The organism is Micromonospora sp. NBC_00421 (assembly GCF_036017915.1).
In the GTDB taxonomy this organism is placed as follows: domain Bacteria; phylum Actinomycetota; class Actinomycetes; order Mycobacteriales; family Micromonosporaceae; genus Micromonospora.
This window is the reverse complement of record NZ_CP107929.1, coordinates 4,363,201-4,388,536: the sequence shown is the minus strand read 5'-3', so window position 1 is coordinate 4,388,536 and position 25,336 is coordinate 4,363,201. Positions and strand designations below refer to the sequence as shown.

26 protein-coding genes and 1 pseudogene are annotated in these 25,336 nt (G+C 72.7%); 14 read left to right on the top strand and 13 right to left on the bottom strand.

Annotated elements, in window-relative coordinates:
• Window positions 1-8: 8 nt before the first annotated feature.
• The gene (locus tag OHQ87_RS18250; RefSeq protein ID WP_328339393.1) at window positions 9-2,447 is read left to right on the top strand and encodes a ricin-type beta-trefoil lectin domain protein; all 2,439 of its coding nucleotides are present in this window, start codon (window positions 9-11) and stop codon (window positions 2,445-2,447) included.
• Window positions 2,448-2,530: 83 nt separating this feature from the next.
• Here the strand turns inward: OHQ87_RS18250 and OHQ87_RS18245 are convergent, their stop codons facing one another.
• Window positions 2,531-3,568, bottom strand: a complete 1,038-nt coding sequence (locus tag OHQ87_RS18245) for a glycoside hydrolase family 11 protein (RefSeq protein WP_328339391.1) — start codon at window positions 3,566-3,568, stop codon at window positions 2,531-2,533.
• Between the two features lie 382 nt (window positions 3,569-3,950).
• Between OHQ87_RS18245 and OHQ87_RS18240 the strand changes: the two genes are divergently transcribed.
• The gene (locus OHQ87_RS18240) at window positions 3,951-4,283 is read left to right on the top strand and encodes a tetratricopeptide repeat protein (RefSeq protein ID WP_328339389.1); all 333 of its coding nucleotides are present in this window, start codon (window positions 3,951-3,953) and stop codon (window positions 4,281-4,283) included.
• A gap of 50 nt (window positions 4,284-4,333) precedes the next feature.
• On the opposite strand, the gene OHQ87_RS18235 is transcribed toward OHQ87_RS18240, so the two are convergent.
• Window positions 4,334-5,197 (bottom strand): DUF72 domain-containing protein, encoded by an 864-nt coding sequence (locus OHQ87_RS18235; RefSeq protein WP_328348902.1) that lies wholly within the window; start codon window positions 5,195-5,197, stop codon window positions 4,334-4,336.
• A gap of 276 nt (window positions 5,198-5,473) precedes the next feature.
• On the opposite strand from OHQ87_RS18235, the gene OHQ87_RS18230 reads away from it, so the two are divergent.
• Window positions 5,474-6,202 (top strand): Clp protease N-terminal domain-containing protein, encoded by a 729-nt coding sequence (locus OHQ87_RS18230; protein ID WP_328339387.1) that lies wholly within the window; start codon window positions 5,474-5,476, stop codon window positions 6,200-6,202.
• 154 nt (window positions 6,203-6,356) lie between these two features.
• Here OHQ87_RS18230 and OHQ87_RS18225 read toward each other — a convergent pair whose 3' ends face one another.
• Both OHQ87_RS18225 and OHQ87_RS18220 read right to left on the bottom strand, forming a co-directional pair.
• A complete protein-coding gene (locus OHQ87_RS18225; RefSeq protein WP_328339385.1) occupies window positions 6,357-6,875 on the bottom strand; it encodes a hypothetical protein in 519 nt (172 codons plus the stop codon).
• A 97-nt stretch (window positions 6,876-6,972) separates the two neighbouring features.
• The gene (locus OHQ87_RS18220; RefSeq protein WP_328339383.1) at window positions 6,973-7,170 is read right to left on the bottom strand and encodes a DNA repair protein; all 198 of its coding nucleotides are present in this window, start codon (window positions 7,168-7,170) and stop codon (window positions 6,973-6,975) included.
• 197 nt (window positions 7,171-7,367) lie between these two features.
• On the opposite strand from OHQ87_RS18220, the gene OHQ87_RS18215 reads away from it, so the two are divergent.
• On the top strand, window positions 7,368-8,030 hold the full coding sequence (locus OHQ87_RS18215) for a GNAT family N-acetyltransferase (protein WP_328339381.1): 663 nt from the start codon (window positions 7,368-7,370) through the stop codon (window positions 8,028-8,030).
• A 430-nt stretch (window positions 8,031-8,460) separates the two neighbouring features.
• A complete protein-coding gene (locus tag OHQ87_RS18210; protein WP_328339380.1) occupies window positions 8,461-8,802 on the top strand; it encodes an STAS domain-containing protein in 342 nt (113 codons plus the stop codon).
• 4 nt (window positions 8,803-8,806) lie between these two features.
• Here OHQ87_RS18210 and OHQ87_RS18205 read toward each other — a convergent pair whose 3' ends face one another.
• Window positions 8,807-10,315 carry a glycoside hydrolase family 3 N-terminal domain-containing protein gene (locus OHQ87_RS18205; RefSeq protein WP_328339378.1) on the bottom strand — a complete coding sequence of 503 codons (1,509 nt, stop codon included), beginning with the start codon at window positions 10,313-10,315 and terminating at the stop codon, window positions 8,807-8,809.
• Window positions 10,316-10,464: 149 nt separating this feature from the next.
• Between OHQ87_RS18205 and OHQ87_RS18200 the strand changes: the two genes are divergently transcribed.
• Window positions 10,465-11,640: an ROK family transcriptional regulator gene (locus OHQ87_RS18200; protein ID WP_328339376.1), complete on the top strand. Its 1,176-nt coding sequence runs from the start codon at window positions 10,465-10,467 to the stop codon at window positions 11,638-11,640.
• A gap of 120 nt (window positions 11,641-11,760) precedes the next feature.
• Here the strand turns inward: OHQ87_RS18200 and OHQ87_RS18195 are convergent, their stop codons facing one another.
• Together OHQ87_RS18195 and OHQ87_RS18190 are read right to left on the bottom strand one after the other, a co-directional pair.
• A complete protein-coding gene (locus OHQ87_RS18195; RefSeq protein ID WP_328339374.1) occupies window positions 11,761-12,774 on the bottom strand; it encodes an ABC transporter permease subunit in 1,014 nt (337 codons plus the stop codon).
• Window positions 12,771-13,802: an ABC transporter ATP-binding protein gene (locus tag OHQ87_RS18190; protein ID WP_328339372.1), complete on the bottom strand. Its 1,032-nt coding sequence runs from the start codon at window positions 13,800-13,802 to the stop codon at window positions 12,771-12,773. Before OHQ87_RS18190 ends, OHQ87_RS18195 begins: the two co-directional genes overlap by 4 nt.
• Before the next feature lie 130 nt (window positions 13,803-13,932).
• Between OHQ87_RS18190 and OHQ87_RS18185 the strand changes: the two genes are divergently transcribed.
• Together OHQ87_RS18185 and OHQ87_RS18180 are read left to right on the top strand one after the other, a co-directional pair.
• Window positions 13,933-14,763 carry an ABC transporter ATP-binding protein gene (locus OHQ87_RS18185; RefSeq protein ID WP_328339370.1) on the top strand — a complete coding sequence of 277 codons (831 nt, stop codon included), beginning with the start codon at window positions 13,933-13,935 and terminating at the stop codon, window positions 14,761-14,763.
• 217 nt (window positions 14,764-14,980) lie between these two features.
• Window positions 14,981-15,874, top strand: coding sequence for a ribokinase (locus tag OHQ87_RS18180; RefSeq protein WP_328339369.1), 894 nt, complete (start codon window positions 14,981-14,983; stop codon window positions 15,872-15,874).
• 182 nt (window positions 15,875-16,056) lie between these two features.
• On the opposite strand, the gene OHQ87_RS18175 is transcribed toward OHQ87_RS18180, so the two are convergent.
• The 3 genes from OHQ87_RS18175 to OHQ87_RS18165 all read right to left on the bottom strand — a co-directional run bounded on the left by OHQ87_RS18175 (window position 16,057) and on the right by OHQ87_RS18165 (window position 17,982).
• Entirely contained in the window at window positions 16,057-16,785 is a 729-nt protein-coding gene (locus tag OHQ87_RS18175; protein ID WP_328339367.1) for a hypothetical protein, read from the bottom strand.
• 83 nt (window positions 16,786-16,868) lie between these two features.
• On the bottom strand, window positions 16,869-17,351 hold the full coding sequence (locus OHQ87_RS18170) for a DUF6232 family protein (RefSeq protein ID WP_328339365.1): 483 nt from the start codon (window positions 17,349-17,351) through the stop codon (window positions 16,869-16,871).
• Between the two features lie 73 nt (window positions 17,352-17,424).
• A complete protein-coding gene (locus OHQ87_RS18165; protein ID WP_328339364.1) occupies window positions 17,425-17,982 on the bottom strand; it encodes a DUF6232 family protein in 558 nt (185 codons plus the stop codon).
• A 100-nt stretch (window positions 17,983-18,082) separates the two neighbouring features.
• Here OHQ87_RS18165 and OHQ87_RS18160 point away from each other — a divergent pair, with 100 nt between their 5' ends.
• The 4 genes from OHQ87_RS18160 to OHQ87_RS18145 all read left to right on the top strand — a co-directional run bounded on the left by OHQ87_RS18160 (window position 18,083) and on the right by OHQ87_RS18145 (window position 22,573).
• Entirely contained in the window at window positions 18,083-18,856 is a 774-nt protein-coding gene (locus OHQ87_RS18160) for an enoyl-CoA hydratase-related protein (protein ID WP_328339363.1), read from the top strand.
• A gap of 149 nt (window positions 18,857-19,005) precedes the next feature.
• The gene (locus OHQ87_RS18155; RefSeq protein WP_328339361.1) at window positions 19,006-20,628 is read left to right on the top strand and encodes an acetolactate synthase; all 1,623 of its coding nucleotides are present in this window, start codon (window positions 19,006-19,008) and stop codon (window positions 20,626-20,628) included.
• 143 nt (window positions 20,629-20,771) lie between these two features.
• Window positions 20,772-21,758 (top strand): ATP-binding cassette domain-containing protein, encoded by a 987-nt coding sequence (locus OHQ87_RS18150; RefSeq protein ID WP_328339359.1) that lies wholly within the window; start codon window positions 20,772-20,774, stop codon window positions 21,756-21,758.
• Window positions 21,755-22,573 (top strand): ABC transporter permease, encoded by an 819-nt coding sequence (locus tag OHQ87_RS18145; protein WP_328339358.1) that lies wholly within the window; start codon window positions 21,755-21,757, stop codon window positions 22,571-22,573. The genes OHQ87_RS18150 and OHQ87_RS18145 overlap by 4 nt, the downstream gene beginning before the upstream one ends.
• A gap of 245 nt (window positions 22,574-22,818) precedes the next feature.
• On the opposite strand, the pseudogene OHQ87_RS18140 reads toward OHQ87_RS18145, so the two are convergent.
• The 3 genes and pseudogenes from OHQ87_RS18140 to OHQ87_RS18130 form a co-directional block, all read right to left on the bottom strand.
• A pseudogene (locus tag OHQ87_RS18140) lies at window positions 22,819-23,208 on the bottom strand (PLD nuclease N-terminal domain-containing protein); the annotation flags it as partial.
• Between the two features lie 27 nt (window positions 23,209-23,235).
• On the bottom strand, window positions 23,236-23,568 hold the full coding sequence (locus tag OHQ87_RS18135) for a DUF202 domain-containing protein (protein ID WP_328339357.1): 333 nt from the start codon (window positions 23,566-23,568) through the stop codon (window positions 23,236-23,238).
• Window positions 23,565-23,957, bottom strand: a complete 393-nt coding sequence (locus OHQ87_RS18130) for a YidH family protein (protein ID WP_328339356.1) — start codon at window positions 23,955-23,957, stop codon at window positions 23,565-23,567. The genes OHQ87_RS18135 and OHQ87_RS18130 overlap by 4 nt, the downstream gene beginning before the upstream one ends.
• 41 nt (window positions 23,958-23,998) lie before the next feature.
• Between OHQ87_RS18130 and OHQ87_RS18125 the strand changes: the two genes are divergently transcribed.
• On the top strand, window positions 23,999-24,796 hold the full coding sequence (locus tag OHQ87_RS18125; RefSeq protein ID WP_328339355.1) for a GNAT family N-acetyltransferase: 798 nt from the start codon (window positions 23,999-24,001) through the stop codon (window positions 24,794-24,796).
• Window positions 24,793-25,206, top strand: a complete 414-nt coding sequence (locus OHQ87_RS18120) for a hypothetical protein (RefSeq protein ID WP_328339354.1) — start codon at window positions 24,793-24,795, stop codon at window positions 25,204-25,206. The genes OHQ87_RS18125 and OHQ87_RS18120 overlap by 4 nt, the downstream gene beginning before the upstream one ends.
• Window positions 25,207-25,336: the final 130 nt, after the last annotated feature.

Below are 25,336 nucleotides of genomic sequence, written 5' to 3'. Positions count from 1 at the left end.
CGAGCCAGATGTTCAGAGCAGACAGTCATCGGCGCAGCGCCGGCGACGCCGGTGGGGCACGCAGTCGGTGGCGTCCGCGCCGGTTGACGGCATCGGTGCTGGGGGCGGTGGTCGCGGCGGCGGCCGTGCTGACCGCGTTCCCCGCACCCGCCCAGGCGGCGACCGCCATCACGATCAACGGCGGGTCCGGTGGGCGGGCGCTGGACGGGATCGGCGCGGTCAGTGGCGGCGGCGGCAACAGCAGGCTGCTGATCGACTACCCGGAACCGCAGCGCAGCGACATCCTGAACTACCTGTTCAAGCCGGGCTACGGCGCGGCGATGCAGCTGATGAAGGTGGAGATCGGCGGGGACACCAACTCCACCTCCGGCGCGGAGCCCAGTCACGAACACACCCGGGGCAGCATCGACTGCAACCGGGGCTACGAGTGGTGGCTGATGGAGCAGGCCCGCATGCGCAACCCCAACATCGCCCTGGCGGGTCTGGCCTGGGGAGCGCCCGGCTGGATCGGCAACGGCAACTTCTGGTCCAACGACTCGATCGACTACCTGGTGGCCTGGCTGGACTGCGCGGGCACCCACGGGTTGACGATCAACTACCTCGGTGGGTGGAACGAGAAGGGCTACAACACCACCTGGTACAAGAACCTGCGCTCGACCCTCAACTCCCGCGGCTACAGCAACGTCAAGATCGTCGCCTCGGACGACTTCGGCTGGGGCGCCGCCGACGACTCGCTGCGGGATCCGGCGTTCGCCAACGCCGTGCAGGTCTTCGGCAGCCACTACGTCTGCGGCTACCGCAGCGCCCAGACCAGCTGCCCCAGCTCCAACAACGCGGTGTCCACAGGTAAGTCGCTGTGGGCCAGCGAGAACGGCTCCGACGACTACAACGCCGGTGCGCAGGCGCTCGCCCGGGGCATCAACCGTGGGTACATCGACGGCAAGATGACCGGCTACATCAACTGGCCCGTCATCGCCGCCATCACCCCCAACATCCCGTGGGCGACCACCGGCGTCGCGGTGGCCCAGCAGCCGTGGTCCGGTGCCTACTCCATCGGCAAGAACGCCTGGGTGATGGCGCAGACCACCCAGTTCACCGCCCCGGGTTGGCGCTACCTCGACGCGTCGAGCGGCTACCTCGGCGGCAACCGCAACAACGGCAGCTACGTCTCGCTCAAGTCCACGAACAACAGCGACTACAGCACCATCATCGAGACGATGGACGCCGGTGCGGCACAGACCCTCGACTTCACCGTCACCGGTGGGCTGTCCACCGGCACGGTGCGGGTCTGGTCGACGAACGTGCGGTCGAACAACACCGCCGACCACTTCGTCCGGGGCAGCGACATCACCCCGAACGGCGGGCGCTTCTCGCTCACCGTCCAGCCCGGCTACGTCTACAGCATCACCACCACCAGCGGGCAGGGCAAGGGCACGGCGGCCAGCCCGGCGCAGGGCAACCTCAAGCTGCCGTACGGCGACGACTTCGACAGCTACGCCACCGGCCGCGAGGCCCGGTACCTGATGGACCAGCAGGGCTCGTTCGAGATCGCCGGCTGCACCGGTGGTCGCACCGGGCAGTGCGTACGGCAGATGTCGGAGCAGGCGCCGATCTACTGGACCTCCGGCCACGCCGATCCGTTCACCCTGCTGGGCGATCTGACCTGGCGCAACTACACGGTCTCCTCGGACGTGCTGCTGGAGAAGTCCGGCTACGCGCAGCTCATCGGGCGCGGTAACACCTACAACCACCAGGGTCCGCAGAACCTCAACGGGTACTACTTCCGGGTCACCGACGGTGGCGCCTGGTCCATCCGGAGCAACAACACAAGCGGCAACTGGCGCACCCTGGCCAGCGGTAACACCTCGGCCCTGGGCACCGGGCGGTGGCACACCCTGGCGTTGACGCTCAACGGCAGCACCCTCACCGCCGCCATCGACGGCACCACCGTCGGCACGGCGTCCGACTCCACCTGGGTCGCCGGCCAGATCGGCTACGGCACCGGCCAGGGCGTCACCGCCCAGTTCGACAACCTCTCGGTGACCGCGGTCGGCAACCCCGGCACCCCGACGGGTGAGATCCGCGGCGCGGGTTCGAACCGGTGCCTGGACGTCAACGGGGCCAGCCAGAGCGACGGTGCGACCGTGCAGATCTGGGACTGCAACGGTGGCGTCAACCAGCAGTGGTCGCTCAACTCGTCCAACCAGCTCACCGTCTACGGCAACAAGTGCCTCGACGTGCCGAGCGCCGCGTCGGGCACCCGGGCCCGGATCTGGAGCTGCACCGGTGGCAGCAACCAGCAGTGGCGGCTCAACGCCGACGGCACGATCGTCGGGGTCGGGTCGGGGCTCTGCCTGGACATCAACGGCGGGTCCACCGCCAACGGCTCCGCCGTCCAGCTCTGGACCTGCAACGGCGGCAGCAACCAGCAGTGGGTACGCGGCTGATCTTCAGCGACGACGGTACGGCGGGCGGTCCCGGTCTCACCGGGGCCGCCCGCCGCTGCCGTGCTGTCAGGAACCGGTCGGGATCAGGCCGTTCGACAACTGACCGTCGGCCAGGTCCAGTTGCCGTTCGCCATGATCGTGATGCCGAAGTTGTTGCCGTTGCCGTTCGGCCTGGCGGTGACGGTGCCGCTCGTGCCGCTGACCGAGGCGTTCCAGCTGTTCTGGATGCTCTGGCCGCCGTTGAGCCCGAGGCTGACCACCCAGTTGCTGGTGCCGCTGACCGCGACGTTCAGGTTGAACCGGTCGCCCCACTGCTCGGCGGCCGACAGTACCGCGGTGCAGTTGCCGCCGGCGGGCGGGGTGGTCGGGTTGCCGGTCGGCCCGCTGGTGGGGGTGGGGTTGCTCCCACCGCCCTCACGGACGGTGATGTCGGAGCTGCCCTGGCTCTGGTAGCCCTCGGTGGCCATGATCTGGTAGCTGTGGTTGGTGCCGAGGTTCAGGCCGGCGCGGGCCCACGCGTCGAAGTGGTTGGCGGTGGTGATGGTGCCGCTGCTGCGCTTCTGCTGCCGGACGCTCCAGTACTGGTAGAACGTCTGGATGCCGTCGATCGACGGGGCGTTGGTCCGCAGGCTGCGCAGGATGTCGTAGGTGCCGCCGTCGGTGGTGACCGTGCCCAGCCGGGTGGCGCCGCTGCTCGGGTTGTAGCTGCCGAAGTTCTCCACCACGTAGTACTCGATGAGCGGGTTGCGGGTCCAGCCGTACAGGGCGAGGTAGGTGTTGTTGTTACCCGGGTTGTAGCTGCCCGAGTAGCTCACCGTCCGGCGGGTGCCGGTGGCCCAGCCCTTGCCGCCTACCCAGTTGTTGGTGCTCCGGTCCCAACTGCTGCTGTAGCGGCCGTCGGCGCGCAGCGTCATGCTGGCGTTGCCGCTGTCCTTCCAGAACGAGAAGAAGTAGCCGTTGTGGGTACCGGTGAGGTTCGAGGTGAGGGTCCGGTCGGCCTCGGCGTACGCGTTCGGCGAGGCGATGAACGTGCCGGTGACGGCGAGCGCCGCGGCGCACGCGGCGCTGAGGAACAGCCGGAGCCGGCTGCTCCTTCGCGGCCTGGTCGAGGTGTCCTTCATGTACGTGTTCCTCCTCGTGACAGCTGGCCGGAGCCAGCGACGCGGTGCCGACCTGGTGGACTGTCGGTGGCCAGGTACGGCAGCCGGTCGTTCGGTGTGTGTCACCACGCGGAGTCGTCCAGAGAACCGGGGACGGGTCGCGGTGGGGTGGTGGCGACAGCATCGAGTGCTGTCGATGGCGACGGTAGGGCGTCGATCCGTGACCTGTCAACAACTTTCGGAAAGATTCCCGAAACTCTATCGTAACAATGATCCTTCTGGCGGCGGGTTACCGCTGGCTGACGCCGGTGTCGTTGACACCTGCCGATGCTGGTCGGCTGCCACCGTGCCCCCGGGGTGGCGGTCGCTGGGGGGCGATGTTCGAAACTTCCGAGACCGAGCCGTGACCGGGCCTACTACCCGGCGACGGGGTGTCGGTGGGCGACCGGGCGCAGTAGGCGGCCGAGGGCGGCCCGGTCGCCGGCGGGTCACCGGGGTCGGGGCCGAGGCGCTGCACCACGGGCAGCGGGCCCTGGCGTTGTACCGGGCCGCCGGTCACCTGGTCGGAGAGGCCGGCGCCCGCAACGCAGTCGGTTGGGCGCACGCCCAGCTCGGCCAGTACCGACCGGCGCTCGACCACTGCACACAGGCGCTGACGCTGCTGGGCCCGACCGATGACCGGCACGGCGAGGCGAACCCCAACCCCCACCCCCACCCCCACCCCCCACTGAGTTGATCAAGAGGTTTACGTCAGGGGATCAGCCCGGCCTGACAGAAATCTCTTGATCACCGATGAGATCTGAAGGGCTCCGGGGAGGGGGTCAGAACAGGGTTGGGGGGGGTGGTGGGGATGGGTTCCGGCAATGGGGGCAGGGAGGGCACCTGCGCCCGTACCTCGTCGTGGAATCGGCGGGCGAGCAGTGGCGCGTCGGCGTTGTCCGGGGTGTGCACGAACATGGTGGGTGAGCGACCCTCCCGCAGCCAGCCGGCGGTGATCTCGACCCAGCGCTGCCAGCCCTCGACGGTCTCCGGCTCGGCGTCGCGGCCGAGGTAACGGACGATCGGCCGGTCGGTCAGCGCGGCCGTCCGCAACGGCAGGCGGGGCTTCCTCGTCCACGCCTCCCGTTCCGCGTCACTGGTCGGCGGGTTGGCGAAGAAGGCGGTGGTGTCGAACGGAACCCACTCGGCCGATGCGTCGGCGAGCACCCCTTCCAGCAGTCGGGTCGCGCGCGGGTCGGTGAAGAAGGCGGGGTGGCGGACCTCGACCGCGTACCGGTGGGTGGTGGGCAGCCGGCGCAGGAAGTCGGCGAGCACGGGGACGTCCGCCGGGGCGAACGAGCCCGGCACCTGGATCCACAGGGCGTGGGCGCGGCTGCCGAGCGGCTCGATCGCGTCGAAGTAGACCCGCAGCGGCTCGTCGGCGTCGACGAGCCGGCGTTCGTGGGTGACGACCTTCGGCAGTTTGAGGACGAACCGGAAGTCGGGGTCGGTCTGCCGGGACCAGGACGTCACGGTCTCCCGGGTCGGGGTGGCGTAGAACGTGGTGTTCCCCTCGACCGCGTCGCACCAGCCGGCATATTGCCGAAGCCGTTCGTGCGCCGGCAGCGGATGCGGCAGCAGCCGACCCTGCCACGCCCGGTGGGTCCACATCGCGCAGCCCACGTGCAACCGCATGATCCCGATCCTCCCGCAGCGCCGCCCGACCGGCCCGGCCGTCCGCCGCACGGTATCGGAGCGGCGTCGGTCCGCGTCGGGCGGTCCGGCGCGGCAGCGGGCCTACACCGCTCGCCCGGCATCCGTCGGCGGTCGTACCGGTGATGCGGCAGAGGTCCGGTGGTTCACCGAGAGTTTCGGGATCTGCTCACTGCGGAGTCATAACGTCAACCTTGGGTTGACGATGGAGGCTCGTCAACCTATGGTTGACGCATGACGGAACCCGGCAAGCTCCCGCACCCCGTACGTCTCGACGAGCTGATCCAGGCGATCAAGAAGGCCCGTCCCGATGCGCTCGACCAACTCAGCGACGCGGTGCTCGTCGCCGACCACCTCGGCGACCTCGCCGACCACCTGATCGGTCACTTCGTCGACCAGGCCCGGCGCTCCGGCGCCTCCTGGACGGAGATCGGCAGCAGCATGGGGGTGAGCAAGCAGGCCGCCCAGAAGCGCTCCGCCACGAAGGCCGACGCCGCGGCGGCCCTGGACCCCAACGCCGGTTTCAGCCGCTTCACCCCCCGGGCCCGCAACGTGGTGATCGCGTCGCAGGAGGAGGCCCGCACTGCCGGCAACCCGGAGATCCGGCCGGAACACCTGGTGCTCGGCCTGCTCGTCGAGCCCGACGGCCTCGCCGCGAAGGCCCTGGTCGCCGAGGGGTTGAGCCCGGAAGCCGTCCGGGAGGCGGTCACGGCGGCGCTGCCCGCGCCGGCCGACCAGGTCCCCGACCTGATCCCTTACGACGCGCAGGGCAAGAAGGCCCTCGAACTCACCTTCCGGGAGGCGCTGCGGCTCGGACACAACTACGTCGGCACCGAACATCTCCTGCTGGCGCTGTTGGAGTTGGAGGACGGCAGGGGCGTGCTGTCCGGGCTGGGCCTGACCAAGGACCGGGTCGAGGCCCAGGTCGCCACCGCGCTCGCCGGGTCTGCCGGCGGGAAGTGACCCACCCGGCCGGCGGTGCACCGGCACCTGGACGCACGGCCCCACCTGGCACATCACAGGGTGTCCACCGTGCACGCCGGCCTGTGGGTAGGGCGACACCTGCGGCGTCGGCCGGGCGCGACAGCGTGGCGCGTCCGGCCGACGCCGGGCCGGTTCAGTCGGCGTCGGGGAAGCCGTAGCGCAACGCATGCTCCGGATCGGCCGGATCGATCTGCCGGATGCCGGCGTCGGCGAGGCGCTTGTTGACCTCGTCGAGCTGCTCGCGCACCAGTCGGGCCTCCTCCTCGGTGACCCGGCCCCGGTGCGGCCTCCCGGCGTGGTCGAGGGTGCCGTAGTCGATCTTCTCGGCACTCTTGCGGGCCTTCGGCGGGCGGACCCGCTCGGCCGTCCTCAGCAACTGGGCCATCGGCGTGTCGGTGGCCATCGCGTCGAACTCGCTGGCGGTCACCACCACCCGGCGCGGTTCCCCGCCGGCGTGCCCGTCGTGGATCTCCACCACCGCCACGTCGAGCGCGGCGTCGTCGATGTTCTCCACCTCGGTCACCGTGGCGTCCAGCTGCACGGGCCCGGCCACCAGATCGGGATGCTCCAGTACGACGACCCTGACCACCTCGTCGTCGGGACGCAGCACGGTGCCGCTGAAGTCGGAGACGTGAATCGTCTTCTTGCCCATGCGCTGCGCTTCTCCTGTCGCTGGCCGGAATCGACCACAGGACGCTACCCGACAGGTGTGCGAACGCCCCGGCCGGACACCCCGGCGGGGGCATCCGTCAGTGGGCGGTGAGGCCGCGCCGGGAGGAGGACCCGGCGGGGAGGACGTTCAGCTCGTTCCAGGAGAGCCGGGTGTCGACGCCGCGACCGCACCGGGCCTCCCGGTATCGCGGTTGGGCCGGGAAGCGGCCGGCGGCTTCCGCCGTACGCCAGATTCGTGCGTCCTGCTGGTGCCGGTCATTTGGTTGCATGGGCATGACCATTACCGTCCCAAAGAAAGGTGTACATGTATGGAAATAGATATGACGCACGGTCGATGGACCGGGTTCCGGTGAGGCAGCTCACGATCCGGTTCTCCTCTACCCACGCACCACCCTCGGCAACCGGGCGTCGGCCGGGCCGGGTCGGCGTACGGTGGATCATGGAGGTGTCCATCGGGTGAGAGGGGCGGACGGTGCTGGACCGGCGGCTGTACCTGCACCTGGTGACCTGGCTCGGGCAGTGGCCGGCCGGGCCCGGTCTGCACGTGGTCGGCTCCCGGCGCCGGGCGCGCCCGGCCTGGGACGGTCGCCCCCGTCCGGCCGTCGCGGTCCGGGTCGCCGGCAGCACCGTGCTCTCCGTGCCGACGCGGCGGGTCGAGGCCGTCCGGGCGCTGGCCGGGGGACCACGGTCCGCGCTGTACGAGGCACTGCCGGCGGCGGTCGGACAACCTGGCTGGGTGGTCCACGACGACGTGTTCCGGTGGTGCCTCGCACCGGCGGCGCTGCCCGACGTCGGCGGGTGGACCGCCCCCACGGATCCGGCTTTCCCGCCCTGGCTGCACCTGTTCGACACCGAGGTGCTCGTGGTCCGCGACGCCGACGGCGGTTACCTGGCCGGCGTCGGCATCAAGCGACACGACGCGTACGGGCACGAACTGGCCGTCGGTACGGTGCCCGCGGCGCGCGGCCGAGGGTTGGCCCGACGGCTCGTCGCGCAGGCCGCCCGGCGGGTGCTCGACGAGGGGGCCGTCCCGACCTACCGGCACGACCCCGGGAACATCGGCTCCGCCCGGGTGGCCGAGGCGGCCGGCTTCCCGGACCGGGGCTGGTCGTCGTACGGCGTGTACCCGCCCTGACCTGGCGTGACCGGCGGTCGGGAGGTCGGTCCGCAGCGAGGTTGTCCTGGGCGGGTCGGTCCGGTGCGACGCGGTCCGCAGTGGGGCGCGGACCGTGGATCCCGGGCCGGATCCACGGTCCGCAGCCTGCCCCGGGCACCGCCCTGGCCGGGCGCTGCCGGTGGACTCTCGGCAATGGTGACGCTACGTACTTTCTGCGCCTCTCGGCAAGGGGTCATCGGCGCGCCATGTCTGTCTGGTAGTGGACTTGAGCTGCAAGGACAGGGAAATCCGGCCTTGAAGCTTGGTGACTCACGGTATGTGTTTCGGGTGGTCGAATGCCCCGGCGGCGGTGCTGGTGGATCGCTGTCAGAACCCACCGGTAGGGTCGGGCGTCGCGGCGAGGGTCGACGCGAGCGGTCGCTGGCCGCTTACCAGGAGTGGACGGGTCATGCAGCTGCCGACGCCGAGCGACGGGCACGGCCGAGTGGTGCTGGCGCCGGTGGGTGACCTGGACACCGCCACCGTCGCCGGGCTGGAACGCGCTCTCGACGAGGCACTCGGCCGGCCCGGCCTGTTGGAGATCGTCGTCGACCTCGCCGCCGTCACCTTTCTCGACTCCACGGCGGTGGCCGCGCTGCTGCGCGGAGCGGCGGAGGCGGTCGGTCGGGGTGCCGCCCTGCGGCTGACCGAGCCGCAACCGGTGGTGGCGCGGGTGCTGCGGATCACTGCGGTCGGTCCGCTACTCGGCCTCCCCGACGATCACGGCGACCCGGCACCCTGGCGTCGTTGACCCCTCACGGCCCGGTCAGGCCGAGTGCCTCGGCTGCCGCCCGGCCGTTGGCGTGGCTCGCGCCGTAGGTGATGACGAAAGCCCGCACCCCGGCTGGCCGCCACCGACCGGGCCAGCCCATCTCCACCACCGCCACGCGGTGCGTCGCGGCCAGCGCCTCGACCAGGGCGGGACCGCCTGGCAGCCGATGGAGGTGCCGCCCGACCAGCACGACCGGCCTGTCCGCCGCGAGCTCCCGCACCGCCGCCGGATCGGTGCCGGTGTCGACCACCCGGACCTGCTCGACGGCGGTCAGGTGCGGACCCAGCCCCCAGGGCACCCGGCCCTCGGCGACGGTGTGGGCGGCGTGCACCTGCACCACCAGGGGTCGGTCGAACCCGGTCAGGTCGCCCTCCACCCGGACGGCCCGCCGCGCCGCCTCGTATCCGAGCGGTCCGGCACCGGGTGGGTCGGAGCCGAGCGGGCCGGGACCGGACGGGAGAGAGCCGGGTGGGACGGGGCCGGTCGGTGCGGCGGGTCGGGTCCGGGCGGCGAGCACGGCGGCCCGGCCGGCGGCCTGTTCCACCCGGGCCCGGTCCAGCCGGCCGTCCCCGATCGCCCCGACGATCTCGGCCACCACCCGCTCGACCAGCGCGGCGTCGACCTTCGCGCCCACGCAGAGCAGGTCCGCCCCGGCGGCCAGAGCGCGTACGGCGGCCGGGCCGATCCCGCCGGCGGCGACGGCCGCACCCTTCATCTCCAACGCGTCGGTGATCACGGTGCCGGTGAAGCCGTACTCACCGCGCAGCAGGTCGACCAGGACGGTCCGGCTGAAGGTGGCCGGCCCGTCCCCGGTCAGCGCCGGTACCCGGATGTGCGCAGTCATGATCGCCTGCACGCCCGCGTCGACTACCGCCGCGAACGGCGGCAGGTCACGCTCCCGCAGCAGGGCCCGACCGGCGTCCACGGTGGGCAGTTCGTGGTGCGAGTCGGCGACGGTGGCGCCGTGGCCGGGAAAGTGCTTGGCGCAGGCCGCCACGCCGACCGACTGGAGACCGGTCACGGCGGCGGCCGAGTGCGCGGCCACCCGGGCCGGGTCGGCGCCGAACGCACGGGTGCCGATCACCGGATTCTCGTCGGCGGTGTTGACGTCGACCGTGGGAGCCAGGTCGACGGTTACCCCGACGGCGGCCAGTTCGGCACCGATGGCCGCGTAGATCCGGCGGGTCAACGCGGTGTCGTCGACCGCACCGAGCGCCGCGTTGCCCGGGTACGGGCTGCCGGTGGCGTGCGCCAGCCGGGTGACGTCGCCGCCCTCCTCGTCGATGGCGACCAGCACGTCGGGCCGGGCGGCGCGCAGCGCGGCGGTGCTCGCCGCCAACTGGGCCGGGTCGCGCACGTTGGTGCCGAAGAGGGTGTGCCCGGCCAGCCCTTCGGCGACCAACTCGACCGCCCAGTCCGGCGGCACCGGCCCCGGGTACGCGGCCAGCAACGTGCCAAGCACCAACCGGCGCAGTCCGGGATCCCGCCCCACGTGAATTCTCCCTTCGCGGTCGGACGGCACGAGTGTCGGCGCGGGCGGCCGGGTCGTCCGAGTTCCCCGGCACGGGGTGGCCGATACGCTACGGACAGCCCTGACCAGCGATGTGGTCAGCAGAGTTTACGAAAACCAGAGGACGTGGCATGAGTGCGACCCGGCTGCCCGGCACCCCCCGACTGTTGCGGGCGCTCAACGACCGTGCGGCGCTGGAGCTCCTGCTCGAACGCGGCCCGCTCACCCGCGCCCGGCTCGGCGAGCTGACCGGCCTGTCCAAGGTCACCGCCTCACAGCTGGTCGAGCGGTTGGAGGAGCGGGGGCTGGTCGCCCGGGTCGGCGAGCAGGCAGGTGGGCGGGGGCCGAACGCGCAGCTCTACGCCGTGCGGCCGGGCAGCGCGTACGTGGTCGGAGTGGACGTCGGCGCGGAACGGGTGGTGGCCGCCTGCGCGGACATCACCGGCGCGGTGGTCAGCCGGGTCGAGCAGTCCACCCGGGACACCGACGACCCGGTCGGCGTGGTGCACACGGCGGTGGTCCAGGCGGCCAGCCGGGCCGGCGCGCAGCTCGACAGCGTACGGCGGGTGGTGCTGGGCACCCCGGGCCTGGTGGACCCGGCCACCGGGGACATCACCTTCGCCTTCAACCTGCCCCGCTGGCACCGGGGACTGCTCGCCGCGCTGCGCGAGGACCTGCACACCCCGGTGGTATTCGAGAACGACGTCAACCTGGCCGCGGTCGCCGAGGCGCAGTCCGGGGCGGCCCAGGGGCTGGCGGACTTCGTCCTGGTCTGGGTGGGTGCCGGCGTCGGTCTGGCGATCATGCTGGGTGGCCGGTTGCACCACGGCAGCAGCGGCGCGGCCGGTGAGATCGGCTACCTGCCGGTGCCGGGGGTGCCGATCCCCCGGGACGTCTCGCGCCGGGCCAAGCCGGCCTTCCAGCAGCTCGCCGGGGCGGACGCGGTCCAGGCGGTGGCCCGTGAGCACGGCATCGACGCGCCCGACGCGGCCGATGCGGTGCGCGCTGCCGTCGCCGCGGGCACCACGGGTGGTCCGCTGCTCGACGAGCTGGCCCGCCGGCTCGCCCTCGGGGTGGCCAGCACCTGCGTGGTGCTGGACCCGCCGCTTGTGGTGCTCGCCGGTGAGGTGGGGCAGGCCGGCGGCGTGGCGCTGGCCGAGCGGGTGCAGCACGAGGTGGCCGCGATCACCCTGGTCCGGCCGCGGGTGGTGCCCACGGGGCTGCCCGAGGAGCCGATCCTGCGGGGGGCCCTGCGGACCGCGCTGAACGCCGTCCGGGACGAGGTGTTCGGGTCGACGGTCGGTTGACCGACCGCCCCGCCGATCCGTCGCCATGAAGGAATACTCCACCGGCGTGCCGCTCACGGCAAGATGTTGCCGTGAGCGGCACGCCGGCCCGAGGGCGTACCAGAGCAGTCCGAGGGCGTACTAGAGCAGGTCGCGGCGGCGGAACGCGGCGAACGCGGACCCGGCGACCGCCCCGGTCAGCGCCAGCAGCGCCAGCAGCGCCGGAGCCCAGGTGATCGTGTAGAGGCCGCCGTCACAGGCACCGCCACCCGGCGGGCAACCATTGTCGTCCCAGAGCTCCACCTTGCCGGTCAACCAGGCACCCAGGTAGGTGGAGAGCATCAACTGGTCCGGCCGGGCCACGTCGAGGATCTCCAACACCACCCGGCAGCCCAGTTCCCAGACCACCGCGTACGCGGCTACCGCGCCGAGCGCCGCCGAGGTGTGCCGACCCAGCGTGGCGATTCCGAAGCCCACCACCGTGGTCAGCAGCACCAGCACCAGGCCGCGCCCGTAGATGGCCCCCAACCGGCCCCAGAACTCCCCGTCCAACGAGCCCGGCAGACCGGCCGTCTGCCCGATCGTCCAGAAGGTGCCCAGGTAGAACACCGTGGCCAGCACCGAGAGCACGGCCACCACCCCGACCAGGGTGGCCAGCTTCGTGCCGAGCACGGTGAGCCGACCCGGACGCCAGAGCAGCAGGTTGACCACCCCGCCGGAGTTCAGGTCGGCGCCGATGTACGACGCGCCCACCAGGAAGCCGAACAGCACCAGGAACGCGATCAGGAAGTAGAGCAACCCCTGGGCCTGCTGGGAGAAGACGAAGACCGACGAGAGATAGTCGGCGGCCACCGGCAACTGCTCCATGCGCGCCGGGTCCAGCTCGCTGCAGTCGGCCGGCACGTAACCGGAGTCCTCGGTGACCGGGATCTCGCCCGCCTTGATCCGCAGGCAGCGGGTGTGTTCCGCCTCCATCGAGGCCACCGCCTGCGCGGCCTGCTCCTGCGCGACCGACAGCTCACGGGCCGTCGGCTGGTGCGAACCGATCAGGGTGGTCGCGGTGGTCACCGCGAAGGCCACCGCGAGCAGCAGCACCATCAGCTGGACGAAGCGTCGGGCGGCCAACCGCTCCACCTCGGCACGGACCAGGTTCACGCGTCCACCCTCCGACCGTCGGTCCGGTCCAGTTCGATAAGCGGTTCACCTGCGCTGCCGACGCCGTCCGGGGGGACATCGTCCGGTGCGGTGCCGTCCGTCTGCCGGGGCGGGGCCGCCCCACCGGTGAGTTCGAGGAAGACACTCTCCAGGTCCGGCCGGATCGGGGTCAGCTCGCGTACCCACAACTCCTGCCCGCCGAGGGTGCTGCTGATCAGCTCCGGCTCCGGCGCGTCACCGACCACCAGCGAGCCGTCGGAGTGCGCGGTGACCGTCAGCCCGGCCGCCCGCAACAGCTCCGCGCCCCGCTCCGGCTCGGCCACCCGGACCCGCCACTCGTGCGGGTCGTGTCCGGCCAGCACGTCGTCCACCCGGCCGGCGGCCACCCGACGACCCTGCGAGATGATCGTGACGTGGTCGCAGATCAGCTGGATCTCGGCCAGGATGTGGCTGGACACCAGCACGGTCACCCCGGACTCGGCGAGCGTGCGCATCAGGTCCCGCATCTCCCGGATGCCGGCCGGGTCCAGCCCGTTCGCCGGCTCGTCCAGGATCAGCAACTCCGGGCTCTTCAACAGCGCCGACGCGACCGCCAGCCGCTGCTTCATGCCCAGCGAATAACCCTTCACCCGGTCCTGGCCCCGCTCCCGGAGGCCGACCTGGTCCAGCACCTCGTCCACCCTCGACGTCGGCACGCCACCGGCCACCGCCAGCAACCGCAACGTGCGGTGCCCGGTGAAGTTGCCGAAGAACTGCGGGCTCTCCACGATCGCGCCGACCCGACCGGCGACCCGGGCCAACTGCTCCGGAGCCGGTGCGCCGAGCACCCGCAGCTCCCCGGCGTCGGCGTTGACCAGCCCCAGCAGGGCGCGCAGCGTGGTGGTCTTGCCGGAGCCGTTCGGGCCGAGGAAGCCGTGCACCTGGCCCGCCTCGACGATCATGTCGAAGCCGTCCACCGCCACCCGGCTACCGCGCCGCAGGGTACGGAACGTCTTGCGGAGGCCGGCGATCTCGATGACCGCGCTCATCCGCACCGCCTCTCGTCTCGTACAGGCATGGGGCGTCCTCCCGGTGTGGTGACCAACGACACGGCGCCCCACCCTATGGCCGCGCCACCGTCCTTGGGGGGCCGCGCCGGCTGCGTGGTTGGATGGAGCGGTGACTGGTGACCCGATCCCCGCCGCAGCCGCCCCCTCTACCGTGGACGCGGATCTGGTGGTCAGCCTGGCCGGCGTCGCCGTCCGGCGCTCCGGCACCGCCCTGCTGCACGACGTCGACTGGCAGGTCGAGCTGGACGAACGGTGGGTGGTGCTCGGCCCCAACGGCGCCGGCAAGACCACCCTGCTCAGCCTCGCCTCCGGTCGGCTGCACCCGAGCACCGGCGTCGCGCACGTGCTCGGCGAGCGGATCGGCCGCACCGACATCACCGAGCTGCGGACCCGGATCGGCCTGACCACCGCGGCGGTGGCCGAGCGGGTTCCCGCCGAGGAACGGGTCAGCGACGTGGTGGTCACCGCCGCCTGGTCGGTGGTCGGCCGCTGGCGGGAGAGCTACGACCCGGCCGACGAGGCCCGCGCCCGTGCCCTGCTCGGCCAGTTCGGCGTCGGCCACCTGGCGGACCGGACCTACGGCACCCTCTCCGAGGGGGAACGCAAGCGGGTGCAGATCGCCCGCGCGCTGATGACCGATCCGGAGCTGCTGCTGCTCGACGAACCGGCCGCGGGGCTCGACCTGGGTGGGCGCGAGGACCTGGTCGGCCGGCTCGCCGAGCTGGCGTACGACCCGGACGCCCCGGCCCTGGTGCTCGTCACCCACCATGTCGAGGAGATCCCGCCCGGCTTCACCCACGCGCTGCTGCTGCGCGACGGCGCGGTGGTCGCCCAGGGCCTGCTCGCCGACACCCTGACCGGCGACAACCTCAGCAAGACCTTCGGCCTACCCCTCACGGTCGAACGCCGCGCCCACCGCTGGACCGCCCGCGCCGCCTAACCCCCCACCCCCCACCCCCCACCCCCCCCCCCCCCCCCCCCCCGCGTCGATCATGGACTTGTGGTGGGGGGATCGCCCCTCTGTGCCACTTTTGCGGCCACCACAAGTCCATGATCGACGGGGTGGAGGGTGGGTGTGGGGGATTTAGACTCGCTGGGGTGCGGGTGCCTGGCGCGGGACGTCGGGGAGCTGGTGGTGGTGTCGGCGGGAGGTCGGGGTGCGGCAGAGTCGGATCGTCGTGGTGGGCAGCGCGAACATGGACCTGGTGGGGGCCGCTGGGAAGCTGCCCCGGCCGGGGGAGACGGTGCTCGGCAACGACTTCATGATGGTCCCCGGAGGGAAGGGCGCCAACCAGGCGATCGCCGCCGTCCGGGCCGGGGCCGCCTGCACCTTCCTCGGCGCGCTGGGCTCCGACTCGTTCGGCGTCACCCTGCGGGCCCGGATCACCGCCGCCCAGGTGGACGCCAGTCACCTGCGGGTGGTCTACGGGGCGTCCGGGGTGGCGCTGGTGATGGTCAACGCCGCCGGTGAGAACGCCATCCTGGTCACCCCCGGCGCGAACGCCGCCTTCACCGACCTGACCGAGGCCGAGCTGCACGCCGTACGCGGGGCGGACGTGCTGGTCGCCCAGCTGGAGATCCCGGTCGAGACGGTGACCCAGGCGGCGGTGGCCGCCCGTGCCGCCGGCACCCGGGTGATCCTCAACGCCGCACCGGCCCGGCAGGTGCCCGCCGAACTGCTCGCCGCGGTGGACCTGCTGGTGGTCAACGAGACCGAGGCGCAGCTGCTCACCGGCAGCGGACGGGACGATCCGCAGGCGCTGCTGACGCTGGTGCCCCGGGCGGTGCTCACCCTCGGCGGCGACGGGGCCTGGTACGTCGACCGGGACGGGCAGGCCGTGCACGTGCCGCCCGTCGCGGTGGACGTGGTCGACTCGACCGCCGCCGGGGACGCGTTCACCGCCGCCCTGGCGGTGGCCTGGGGCGAGGGCCGCGAGGTGGTCGACGCGGTGCGCTGGGCGGCGGCGGCCGGCGCGGCCTGCGTACGACGGCTCGGCGCTTCCGTGGCCCTGCCCCGGCGTGCCGAGATCGACGCCCTCTTCACCGGCTGACCGGCCCGCCTGGCGCAAGGGTCCGCCTGGCGCAAGGGCCCGCCTGCCGCATCGGTCCGCCTGCCGCATCGGTCCGCCTGCCGCATCGGTCCGCCTGCCGCATCGGGCTGCCGGTCGTTCGGCGAACCCGGGTGCTGACCGGGTCCACCGACCTCTGCGCCGGGCCGGGCGACTCCGGCGGCTCAGTCCGTGGGGTCCTCGGCGAGCCGCTCGCCCCGGCGGCGCAGCAGCCCCAGGCCGGGAATGCCGGCGACGGCGAGCTTGAGGTCGCGGGTCACGTCGAGCAGGTCGTGCAGGTCCGGGCCGACCCGGTCCAGGGTGGCCAGGATCGGCAGCACGTCCGAGGTCAGGTGCTCCTTCAGCCTCGGCAACTCGTCCACGAGCCGGATCGCGGCAACCACCTCGTCGTGGCTCAGTTCGGCCACGAACCGGTTCGCCATCGGCGCACCCCGCCGCAACGCCGGCTCGTACGCGGCCAGCAGCTCGGCCGCGACGGTGGCTGCCCCCTCGGCGGCGACCACAGTGCCGGCGGCCCGCCCGGCCACCGCCTCGGCCTCGGCGACCACCACGCCGGCGGCCCGGGACACCTGCCCGGCTGCGGCGACCACCCCGGCCGCCGCCCCCGACACCTGCTCGGCCTCCGCCACCACCACGGCCGCCGCCGTGGTGATCACCGCCACCTCGCCGACCGCCTTCTCGGCGTCGGTGAGCACCCGGTCGGTCCGGTCCAGGGTGTCCTCGATCCGGTCCACCACCCCGTTGATCCGGGTCAGCAGCTCCTCCACCCCGTCCAGCACGGCGAAGGCGCGGGCCGGCACGGCGGCGAACGAGGCGGCCGAACCGAACGCCTGGTCGAGGGCGGAGCGGGTGAGGCCGACGACGGCGGTCGGTCGGGGCAGGGGGATGGCCATGTCACCCAGTGTGCGCCGGTCCGGCCAGTGGTGCCCGCCGGCGACCGGGCCGACCGGCGGGACCACCGTGCCACCCCGGGTGCTCACCGGGGTTCGCCCTGCTGTTCGACCGCGCGCTGGACGGCCCGGTAGATCTGCCCGAACCGCAACGCGTCGGGGGTACGCAGCAGCATCACCTCCTGCCCGAGGTGCTGTACCCACAGTTCGTTGACCCGGTTGCCGCGTTCGTAGGAGCGGTCCAGCCAGCCCAGCGGCAGCTCCAGGAAGGGCAGCAGGGCGAGCACCCCGACGGCGCAGGCCGCCAGGACGAGCAGGGCCGGTTTCCACTCGCCCCGGTCCTGCGCGGACCAGAGCAGCGAGACCACGCAGACCAGCGCGATCAACGGGGGCAGCGAGAGCAGCAGCACCAGCACACCGCGCCCGAGGATCCGGGACCGGACGGCCATCGTGGTGGCTCCCCGGGCGTGCCAGACGTACGCCACGTCGGCGAGCCGTACGACCTGCCCGCCGGCCCGGATCGACTCGGAGGTCACCTGCACCGTGTCGTCCCGGTAATAGAGGGTCATCACTAACCCTAACCGTTCGCAGCCGACCGGCGCCGCTGTGTGCCCGTGCGATAGCGCGGGTGACGCGGGGCGGCTACCGCCTGTTGCCGTGCCCCGGGTTGCCGCCGGTCGAGCCGATCGTGTGCGGTGCCGCCGCCGGGGAGGGCGGCCCGGGGTCGTGCCCCGGTCGGGGTGGCGGTCCGGTGTGCTCCACCGCGCGCTGCACCGCCCGGTAGATCTGGCCGAAGCGCTGCGCGTCGCCGGTGCGCAGCAGCAGCACGGGCCGGTCCCGCCAGCGGATCCACAGCTCGCGCTGCCGGCTGCCCCGGTCGTAGGACCGGTCCAGGTGATTGAAGAGGAAGTCGGCGATCGGCCCGACAGCCAGCCCGACCAGGACCGACGCCCCCACGACGGCGAGCGTGACGGTGGGGGAGCGGTGCAGCCACACGGCCACTGCGATGCCGAGCGCCGCGGCCACCAGTGGCCCGGCCAGGGCCGCGCCGATCGCGCCCCGCCCGGCCAGCACGCGCCAGGAGCGGCTGCCCCGGCGGTGCCAGACCAGGCCGATCTCGGCCAACGGGAAGGCCCGACCGTCGACCCGGATGGCGGCGGAGGTGACCTGCACCGACCGGTCGTCGTAGTACGTGATCATCGCTGGACTCCCGACCGCGGGTGGCGAACACCAGACTACGTACCCCAACGACCCGGGTCGTAAGGTTGGCACGCGACTTCGACGAGGAAGTGAGGGCGGCGTGAGCGAGTTCGTGCGGCTGGAGACCAGGGACGGCATCGGCACCATCCGGCTGGAGCGGCCACCGATGAACGCGCTCAACAAGCAGGTCCAGGAGGAGTTGCGGGCCGCCGCGACGGCGGCCACCGCCGACCCGGCCGTCCGGGCCGTCATCGTGTACGGCGGGGAGAAGGTCTTCGCCGCCGGCGCGGACATCAAGGAGATGGCCGAGATGTCCTACGTGGACATGGCGGAGCGGGCCGCCGACCTCTCCAGCGCCGTCGGCGCGCTCGCCCGGATTCCCAAGCCGGTGGTGGCCGCGATCACCGGGTACGCCCTCGGCGGCGGCTGCGAGCTGGCGCTGGCCTGTGACTGGCGGGTGGTGGCCGAGGACGCCAAGCTCGGTCAGCCGGAGATCAAGCTCGGCGTCATCCCCGGCGCCGGCGGCACCCAGCGGCTGGCCCGGCTGGTCGGCCCGGCCCGCGCCAAGGATCTGATCATGTCGGGCCGGATGGTGGACGCGGCGGAGGCGCTGCGGATCGGGCTGGCCGACCGGGTCGCCCCGGCGGCCGAGGTCTACGACACCGCCGTCGCGCTGGTGCGCCCGTACCTGACCGGTCCGGTGCAGGCGCTGCGGGCGGCGAAGCTGGCGGTCGACGCCGGCCTGGACATGGATCTCACCTCCGGCCTCGCCTGGGAGAGTCAGCTCTTCGCCGCGCTGTTCGCCACCGACGACCGGCGCGAGGGCATGGCCGCCTTCGTCGAGAAGCGCAGGCCCGACTTCACCGGCCGCTGATCCCGGCCGGCTGTCGGACCCGGCCGGCTGTCCGCGCCGGTCCGGGCGGCTGTCCACTCCGCTTGGCCCCCGGGACGGTGAGAAGTGTTCACATCTTCCGTACCGGCCAGTAGCGTGTGACCCCGGGTCACCGGACGAGGGGAGCGGCGATGACGGAACGGGTCGAGGGCCACGGCGGAGCGCTGGCGCTGGCGGCACTGCGGGCGCACGGCGTACGGGAGATGTTCACCCTCTCCGGCGGGCACGTCTTCCCGCTCTACGACGCCGCCCACACCACCGGGTTCCCGATCTACGACGTCCGGCACGAGCAGTCCGCCGTCTTCGCCGCCGAGGCGGTGGCCAAGCTCCAGCGCCGCCCCGGCCTCGCCGTGCTCACCGCCGGTCCCGGCGTCACCAACGGCATCTCCGGCCTGACCAGCGCCTATTTCAACGCCTCACCGGTGCTGGTGCTGGGCGGTCGGGCCCCGCAGTTCCGGTGGGGCGCAGGCAGCCTCCAGGAGATGGACCACCTGCCGCTCGTCGCCCCGGTCACCAAGCACGCCGAGACGGTCTTCACCGCCGATGACATCCCCCGGGCGGTCTCCGCCGCGCTGACCACCGCGCTCACCCCGCACCGGGGGCCGGTCTTCCTCGACTTCCCGCTGGAGGCGGTCTTCTCCGTCGGCGACGCCGAGCTGCCCGCCCCGACGCCTGTCGCGCCGATCGAACCCGACCCGGACGAGGTGACGAAGGCGGCCCGAATGATCGCCGCCGCCACCCGTCCGGTGATCGTCGCCGGCTCCGACGTGTACGCCGGTGACGCCGTCGCCGCGCTCCGCGAGGCCGCCGAGGCGTTGCAGGTGCCGGTCTTCACCAACGGCATGGGGCGCGGCGCACTACCGCCGCAGCACCCGCTCGCCTTCGCCAAGGCCCGTCGGGTCGCGCTGAACGACGCCGACGTGGTGGTCGTCGTCGGCACCCCGCTGGATTTCCGGCTCGGCTTCGGCGACTTCGGCGACGCGGCGGTGGTGCACGTCGTCGACGCACCCACCCAGCGGGCCGGGCACGTCCAGCCGGCCGCCAGCCCCGCCGGTGACCTGCGGCTGATCCTGTCCGCGTTCGCCGGGCACCCCGGCGACCGGGCCGACCACACCGACTGGATCGCCCAGCTGCGGACCGCCGAGGACGCGGCGAAGGCGCGCGACGCCGGCGAGATGGCCGCCGAGACCGACCCGATCCGCCCGGCCCGGGTCTACGGCGAGCTGCGCCGGGCCCTCGCCCCGGACGCGATCACCATCGGCGACGGCGGTGACTTCGTCTCGTACGCCGGCCGCTACCTGGAGCCGTCGCAGCCCGGCACCTGGCTCGACCCCGGCCCGTACGGCTGCCTCGGCACCGGCCTGGGCTATGCGATGGGGGCCCGGGTCAGCCACCCCGACCGGCAGATCTGCGTGCTGATGGGCGACGGCGCGGCCGGCTTCTCGCTGATGGACGTGGAGTCGCTGGTCCGGCAGCGGCTGCCGGTGGTGATCGTGGTCGGCAACAACGGCATCTGGGGGCTGGAGAAGCACCCGATGCGGGCCATGTACGGCTACGACGTCGCCGCCGACCTCCAGCCCGAGCTGCGCTACGACCACGTGGTCGAGGCGCTCGGCGGTGCCGGGGAGACGGTGGCGAAGGCGGCCGATCTCGGCCCGGCCCTGGGGCGGGCGTTCGACGCGGGGGTGCCGTACCTGGTCAATGTGCTCACCGATCCGGCCGACGCGTACCCGCGTTCGTCGAATCTGGCCTGACCGCGCCTCCGCCGACCGGCGGACCTCGGACGGCGGTCGTGTTCTGCCGCGCGGATAAATCGGCGGAATGTCGGCGGCGATACACGTAACGTCAGACCCCTCGCCCATCGTTGGACGATCCAGCGATAACGACGGGAGTTCTGATGACATACGCCATCCGCGCCGAGGGGCTGGTGCGCCGCTTCGGCACCACCACCGCCCTGGCCGGGGTCGACCTGGAGGTCCCCACCGGGACGGTCTTCGGGCTGCTGGGCCCCAACGGCGCCGGCAAGACCACCGCGGTAAGGGTGCTCGCCACCCTGCTCACCGCCGACGAGGGCCACGCCACCGTCGGCGGGTACGACGTGCGCCGCGACGCCCACCGGGTCCGCCAGCTGATCGGCCTCACCGGTCAGTACGCCTCGGTCGACGAGAACCTGACCGGCACCGAGAACCTGCTGCTCATCGGTCGACTGCTGGGCCTGTCCCGGCGGGCCGCCCGGGACCGGGCCGCCGAGTTGCTGGCCGGGTTCCAGCTCACCGACGCCGCCGGCCGGGCCGCCAAGACCTACTCCGGTGGCATGCGCCGCCGGCTCGACCTGGCGGCCAGCCTGGTCGGCCGGCCGCAGGTGCTCTTCCTCGACGAGCCGACCACCGGGCTCGATCCGCGCAGCCGCAACGACCTGTGGGACATCGTCCGGGGCCTGGTCGCCGAGGGGGTGACCGTGCTGCTGACCACGCAGTACCTGGAGGAGGCCGACCAGTTGGCCGACGAGATCGCGGTGGTCGACCACGGTCGGGTGATCGCCCAGGGCAGTCCGCAGGAGCTGAAGGCCAAGACCGGCGGCCAGGTGCTCACCGTCCGGCCGGTCGAGGCCACCGACCTGCCGACCGTGCTCGCCGTCGTCAGCGAGGTGACCGGGGTCGCCCCGGAGGTCAACCAGACGACGGTCAGCGCGCCGGTCGACGGGCCGGGCACACTGCCCGCCGTGGTCCGCCGGCTCGACGACGCCGAGGTGCACGTCGCCGAGCTGGCCCTGCGCGGGTCCAGCCTCGACGAGGTGTTCCTCTCCCTCACCGGCCACCGGGCCGACGACGATACCACCGACACCACCGACACCGCCGACATCCTGGAAGGGAGCCCGGCATGACCGCCGCGACCGTCGTCGCCCCGTCGGCCCGACCCGCGCCGGCCCGCCGACTCGGCCCGACCGCGGGCCTGCGGCACACCGGCACGCTGGCCTGGCGCAGCCTGGTGCAGATCAAACACAATCCGATGGAACTGCTCGACCTGAGCATCCAACCGGTGATGTTCGTGCTGCTCTTCACCTACGTCTTCGGTGGGGCGATCTCCGGCAGCCCGGGGGAGTACCTCACCTTCGCGCTGCCCGGCATCATCGTGCAGAACGCGTTCTTCGCCACGATGACCACCGGCTTCGGGCTCAACCAGGATCTCACCAAGGGTGTCTTCGACAGGTTGCGGTCGCTGCCGGTCGCCCGCTGGTCCCCGCTCGCCGGCCGGATCGTCGCCGACACTGTCAAGCAGGCCTGGTCGCTGACCCTGCTGCTCGGCGTCGGGATGATCCTCGGCTTCCGGCTCGGCAACGGCCTGTTCGGCCTGCTCGGCGCATTCGCCCTGCTGCTGGTCTTCTCGCTCGCCGCCGCCTGGATGTCGGTGCTGGTCGGGGTGCTGGTCAGCGAGCCGGACAAGGTGCAGATCTTCGGCTTCACCGTGATCTTCCCGCTCAGCTTCACCAGCAACGCCTTCGTACCGACCGAGACGATGCCGTCCTGGCTCCAGCACTGGGTCGAGGTCAATCCGGTGACCATCCTGGCGAACGCGCTGCGCGGCCTGCTGGTCGGCGGCCCGGTCGCCGGGCCGGTGCTCCAGTCGCTGCTCTGGGCGGTCGCCATCGCCGCCGTCTTCGCCCCGCTCGCGGTGCGGGGCCTGCGGCGCCGGGTCTGACCCCGGACGCCGACGTGCCACCTGCGGCCTGACCGGCACGGGCGGCCGACGCGACGTGCCACGGGCGGCCGGGATGGCCGCCCGTGGACCGGGGTGACCCCGGCGAGTCAGATCTCGGGTCGGTCGCCCTCACGGGGCCGTTCACCGTCGCGGGGTGCGGCGTCCTCCCGGGGCGACGTCCGGTCCGTGGTGGGTGGGTGCTCGGCGGGCGGGCGTTCGGCGGGCGGTACGTGGTCACCGGGCGACGCGTCGGCGGGAGAACTCCGGCCGTCGTGGCGGCGCAGGCCGTCCTCCCGGCGGCGGAGGTCCTCCTCCCAACGCTGGAAGAGGGCGTGGTCGTCGCGGTGCGCCCGCTCGTCGATCGACTTCAGGAACTCCGGGTCGTCGTCGGGCGCGAGGGGCCGCCGCGAGCCGGGGCCGGACGACCGGCCCCGTCGGCGGTCACCCTCGGGGGCGGGACGACCGACGAGGAACCAGGCGATCGAGCCGACCAGCGGGAGGACCAGGATGATCAACACCCAGGCGAACCGGGGCAGCCCGCGGACCGCGCCGTCGTCGGCGGACAGACAACTGATCAGCGCGCAGGCGGCGAGCACCACCTGGATCAGGAACAACAGCACGTAGAGCCGGGCCATGCCCCCATCATGACGCAGCGTCGCGCGTCACCACACCCCACGCAGCACCAGCGACACGCAGAGCAGTGCCAGGACCGCCGTACCGAGGGCCACCAGCGGAACGGCCCGGCCGTCGATCCGGGCCCGGCGGCGACCGGTGGCCCGTCCCCAGGTGACCACCAGCGTCGTCCACCAGGTCAGCACGGTCACCCCGGCGAGCAATGCGCCGGGCGTGTCGCCGGTGAGCGCCAACCGGACCGCGAGCACGGTCACCACGGTGAACGCCAGCGCGGTACGCCGCCAGGCCAGCCCGGTGCGCTCGGGTTGCAGGCCGGGATCGCCACCACCGGGGTGACCCCCGCGCGCCGGGCCGCCGGTCACCGACCGCTCACCCCCCGGACGAGCACGGCCACCACCAGCAGCAGCGCGCCCACCGCCACGACCAGGGCGAGGACCGCCGGAAACCGCGAGGCCGGCAGGCGTTCGCCGAGCCTGATGGCCCGTTCGGTACGCGACCAGTGGTCCACCGCCCTGACCGCGACGGTGCCGCCGAGCAGCAGCAACGCCACGGCGATCACCTCGCGCAGATGTCGCAGCGGTAGCGGCGGGAGGAACTGGGCGGCGGCCAGCCCACCGGCGATCAGCGCCAACCCGGTGCGCAGCCAGGCGAGGAAGGTCCGTTCGTTGGCCAGCGAGAATCGGTAGTCGGGGGTGGTGCCCACCGAGTCGAGGTCCGACGGGTCGAACCACCGTCTGATCGCCTGCCACACGAGGCCGATTATCCGCTTTACGGTCGGCCTAGCCTGGAGCGATGACCGATCTTGACGCCACCACCCTGCGCGACACCTACGACCGGCAGATCCGCCCGGAGATCCCCGACCCGGTCCCGGCCGGCGTGACAGTCGAGCGGGACGGGCCGCTGGTGCGGGTGCTGGGCCTGGACCACGGCGGATTCCTCACCTACCGCACCCTGGACGGGCTGGCCGGGCCGGAGCTGGACGCGTTGATCGCCCGGCAGGTCGAGCTGTTCCGGCAGCGCGGGGAGTCGGTGGAGTGGAAACACAACAGCCACGACGAGCCTGCCGACCTGCCGGACCGGCTGCGGGCCGCCGGCTTCGTGCCGGAGGACCGGGAGACCGTCCTGATCGGGCCGGTCGCGCCGCTGGCCGGCGCCGTCCCGGTGCTGCCCGAAGGGGTACGGCTGCGCGAGGTCACCAGCCGGGTCGACCTGGAGCGGATCGCCGCGATGGAGGAGGAGGTCTGGCGTAGCGACCGATCGCACCTTGTCACCGGCCTGGCCCGGGAGATCGAGGCGGACCCGCAGTCGATCACCGTGGTGGTGGCCGAGGTGGGGGAGACGGCGGTCAGTGCCGGCTGGGTGCGCTACCTGAACGGCACCGGCTTCGCCAGCCTGTGGGGAGGCTCGACCCTCGAAGAGTGGCGGCACCGGGGCGTCTACCGGGCGCTGGTGACCTACCGGGCCCGGCTGGCCGACCAGCGGGGCAAGACGCTGTTGCAGGTGGACGCCTCGGAGGACAGTCGGCCGATCCTGGAACGACTCGGCTTCGTCCCGGTCACCACGACCACCCCCTACGTCTACACTCCGTGATGATGGAGCAGCGGTTGACGGACGACGAGCAGCAGGTCCTCAAGACGGGCGCCTTCGGGGCGGTCTTCCTGGTGTCGAACGCCGATCCCGGCGTGTTCGCGATGATCCGGGAGAGCTTCGCCGCCTCCGGGGCGTTCGCCGGGGCCAGCGGGCTGGTGAAGGAGGCGCTCACCGGCGGCTCGTTGCCCCGGCTGCCCCGGGACTCGACCCTGGAGGTCGAGTCGGTGGTGCTGCCGGCGCTGGTTCGCGCGGTGGACATCCTGCGGGCGAAGTCACCGGCCGATCTGTCCGCGTACCGCGAGCTGGTGTTGGCCGCGGCGGAGCAGGTGGCCCGCGCGCACCGCGGGGTGACGGCGGCCGAGGCGGAGACCATCGCGCGGATCCGGACCGCCCTGGCCGAGCCGGCCTAGCCATCCGCGTCACGCCGCCGGATCGGCGATGTGGCGACGCCTGCCGGGCAGGGGCCTACGTCGCGCCGTCGCGGGTGAGCTGTGTCACGGTGGGTGGTCGGCGGGGTAAGCTACTGGCAGGTAACATGGT

Coding starts and splice junctions, on each gene's coding strand:
- OHQ87_RS18150 (WP_328339359.1), top strand. CDS start 20,772: ATGACATACGCCATCCGCGCCGAGGGGCTGGTGCGCCGCTTCGGCACC.
- OHQ87_RS18230 (WP_328339387.1), top strand. CDS start 5,474: ATGACGGAACCCGGCAAGCTCCCGCACCCCGTACGTCTCGACGAGCTG.
- OHQ87_RS18235 (WP_328348902.1), bottom strand. CDS start 5,197: ATGTGGACCCACCGGGCGTGGCAGGGTCGGCTGCTGCCGCATCCGCTG.
- OHQ87_RS18155 (WP_328339361.1), top strand. CDS start 19,006: ATGACGGAACGGGTCGAGGGCCACGGCGGAGCGCTGGCGCTGGCGGCA.
- OHQ87_RS18210 (WP_328339380.1), top strand. CDS start 8,461: ATGCAGCTGCCGACGCCGAGCGACGGGCACGGCCGAGTGGTGCTGGCG.
- OHQ87_RS18145 (WP_328339358.1), top strand. CDS start 21,755: ATGACCGCCGCGACCGTCGTCGCCCCGTCGGCCCGACCCGCGCCGGCC.
- OHQ87_RS18245 (WP_328339391.1), bottom strand. CDS start 3,568: ATGAAGGACACCTCGACCAGGCCGCGAAGGAGCAGCCGGCTCCGGCTG.
- OHQ87_RS18250 (WP_328339393.1), top strand. CDS start 9: ATGTTCAGAGCAGACAGTCATCGGCGCAGCGCCGGCGACGCCGGTGGG.
- OHQ87_RS18165 (WP_328339364.1), bottom strand. CDS start 17,982: ATGATCACGTACTACGACGACCGGTCGGTGCAGGTCACCTCCGCCGCC.
- OHQ87_RS18200 (WP_328339376.1), top strand. CDS start 10,465: ATGAGTGCGACCCGGCTGCCCGGCACCCCCCGACTGTTGCGGGCGCTC.
- OHQ87_RS18220 (WP_328339383.1), bottom strand. CDS start 7,170: ATGCCCATGCAACCAAATGACCGGCACCAGCAGGACGCACGAATCTGG.
- OHQ87_RS18125 (WP_328339355.1), top strand. CDS start 23,999: ATGACCGATCTTGACGCCACCACCCTGCGCGACACCTACGACCGGCAG.
- OHQ87_RS18225 (WP_328339385.1), bottom strand. CDS start 6,875: ATGGGCAAGAAGACGATTCACGTCTCCGACTTCAGCGGCACCGTGCTG.
- OHQ87_RS18175 (WP_328339367.1), bottom strand. CDS start 16,785: ATGGCCATCCCCCTGCCCCGACCGACCGCCGTCGTCGGCCTCACCCGC.
- OHQ87_RS18170 (WP_328339365.1), bottom strand. CDS start 17,351: ATGACCCTCTATTACCGGGACGACACGGTGCAGGTGACCTCCGAGTCG.
- OHQ87_RS18190 (WP_328339372.1), bottom strand. CDS start 13,802: ATGAGCGCGGTCATCGAGATCGCCGGCCTCCGCAAGACGTTCCGTACC.